Origin of the sequence: Sphingobium sp. CCH11-B1 (assembly GCF_001556865.1) — a bacterium.
GTDB lineage: Bacteria > Pseudomonadota > Alphaproteobacteria > Sphingomonadales > Sphingomonadaceae > Sphingobium.
The window spans coordinates 1-2300 of record NZ_LSJY01000148.1 but is presented as its reverse complement, the minus strand read 5'-3'; the positions used below and the strand labels follow the sequence as shown (position 1 = coordinate 2300).

The 2300-nt window shown below is 53.6% G+C and carries 2 protein-coding genes; both read right to left on the bottom strand.

Features of this window, described 5'->3' with window-relative positions:
• Positions 1–87: 87 nt before the first annotated feature.
• Positions 88–369 carry a DUF427 domain-containing protein gene (locus AX724_RS15820; protein ID WP_066768115.1) on the bottom strand — a complete coding sequence of 94 codons (282 nt, stop codon included), beginning with the start codon at positions 367–369 and terminating at the stop codon, positions 88–90.
• A gap of 991 nt (positions 370–1360) precedes the next feature.
• On the bottom strand, positions 1361–2300 hold a 940-nt coding region (locus AX724_RS22950; RefSeq protein ID WP_156448109.1), incomplete at its 5' end, for a tetratricopeptide repeat protein.

Below are 2300 nucleotides of genomic sequence, written 5' to 3'. Positions count from 1 at the left end.
AAGGGGGTCCCTCTTCGACGCCGATCGGGGGTCCCTTTTGAACGCCGTTTGACACACACGGCAGGTCGCGCAGCCGGCCGGTCCAGTTTAGCCGACCTCCACACCCTTCCAAAAGGCAACGCGTCCGCGAATTTCCTCCGCAGCGGGCTTAGGGTCAGGATAGTACCAAGCGGCGTCGCGGTTCTCGGCGCCCTCCACCTGCAGGCTATAGTAATGCGCCGTCCCCTTCCAGGGACATATGGTTGTCGTGTCGCTTGGCGTCAGAAACGTCTGATCAACGGCATCGGCGGGAAAATAGTGATTGCCCTCTACGAGAACGGTGTCGTCGCTGGCGGCGATGAGCGCGCCATTCCATCTTGCCTCAACCACTGATCTCTCCTGCAAAAGCTTGCACGTCGCGCGCTAGCCGCCCCGTTTCAAGAGGCTGTGTCGTAGAAGGTGCGGCAGAAAGCGGACGGACCGTCATCGACCAAAATCTGTCGTTCAGAGCGGCCATGCTCGAGACCAAAAGCGGTCATTAACTGATGCCTGCTATTGGATGCATCATGACAGGGATTTCGCTCAGAAAGCTGTTGGTGGCCGCGATCTTCGCGAGCCTCGTCGGCAGCACCATAGGAACCGCCCTACTCTTGTTTGATGAGATTTTTGGACACCCGCTACGCCGATTTATGGGCGCTCATTTTGCCAATGCTTCCGAGCCGATCGGTAGCTATATACTGATCTACCCAGTCGTCTGGATGATAAGCCTTTGTGGGACGCTTCCTGGTTCCATTCTTATCGGGGTTCCGGCGATATACCCCGTCCGAAACCAAATTGTTCATCGTCCACTGCTATCATTGATCCCCATCGCTCTATATGCAGTTTTACTGGCTACCCTCCTTTTAGGCTGGACAATTGCCCCTACCGCTTACGGAGCAAAATACTACGAAACCATTTGGTTTTACTCTGCCGCTTCGGCATTGGGGTTCGTAATCGCACTAAGCCGATTATCGCGATCAGTCTAACATCGGATTTCGGCGGTCGGCGTCCCAAACCCGCCCGTCCGCTACCCACCCAAATCAGACAAGTCCATGAACGGAGGGGTTAGGCAAAGAAGTACCGGTCAGCAGTTGTTCCGGATACGGAATAACCTTCAGTGTCGGACGTTAGGGCATGTGTTTCCGGCAATTCGAAATTTGCGGAGATGGCCGATTGCAGACAGACGGCTATGCAATTACAGAAATCGCATAGCTGCCCATCAAGAACCGCCAAACATAGGGTCTTACGGCGTGAACGCCTTTCGTGCCGTTCCTACGGTTAGTGCCGAAAAAGAATGTAAGTATACGATACCGATTTCTTTCGTTCCCCGCAGTGATCAATGTCATTGCGTGATACCATAACGGTCAAAATCAGCTTTGATATTGGGTGCTATCTTGAGCGCCGCATCCTCATCGGCTTTTGCCTTCGCGAGGTTGCCCTTTCGTGCCCAGGCAATAGATCGCCCCCAGAGGGAAGAAGGAATATTCAAATTTTTCGCCAGCGCACGGTCGTAATCGGCAATTGCTTCGTCGTTTCGGCCCAACCGAAGCAGAACAAGTCCGCGACTATCTAGAAAGCTCGCCTCATCCGGTCGTCCTTTCAATGCTTCGTTACAATCCGACAGCCCAGATTCGAGGGAAACACCGGCCGTCGCCTTGGACCAACACATACTGTTGAAAATTACTGGATCTGAGGCATTTTTCCTTGCGGCGGAGAAGTCAGCCTCTGCGCGATCGGTATCCCCTGAACGTGCATAAGCAATGCCACGGCTGACAAGCAATGAGCTATCCTTTGCTGAATTGGCTAAAGCATCAGTGTAATTCGCGATTGCTCCAATGAAATTGTTTCCTTCCTCCTGCAATTGCGCTTTTGCTACCAGCGCTTCTGCATTCTTAGGATCAAGATCCAACGCAGCATCGATATCAGCATTGCGTCCCGCCAAATCCTTTCTTGGACGCCGAAGCCCACGGTTTAGGTAGATATAGGCCTCAGGCTTGATGGCAATTGCGCGATCAAACGCTTTCATCGCGTCAGCATCCCTGTTGGTGACGCTGTATATGTTCGCCGCTACAACATAGGCATGCGCGTCATCTGGATTTTTTGAAATGGCTTGGTCGGCTTCCAATGCGGTGGCTTTAAGGTCACCTCGCCGACGATAAATGTTGGCGCGAAGCAGGTAGAGATCAATCCATTTAGGCTGCAACGTGAGAGCTGCGGCAGCATCGGTGATCGCGTCCCGGGACGTGGTGTAGGATCTGGTGGTAGCGCTGCTGGCCGGACGC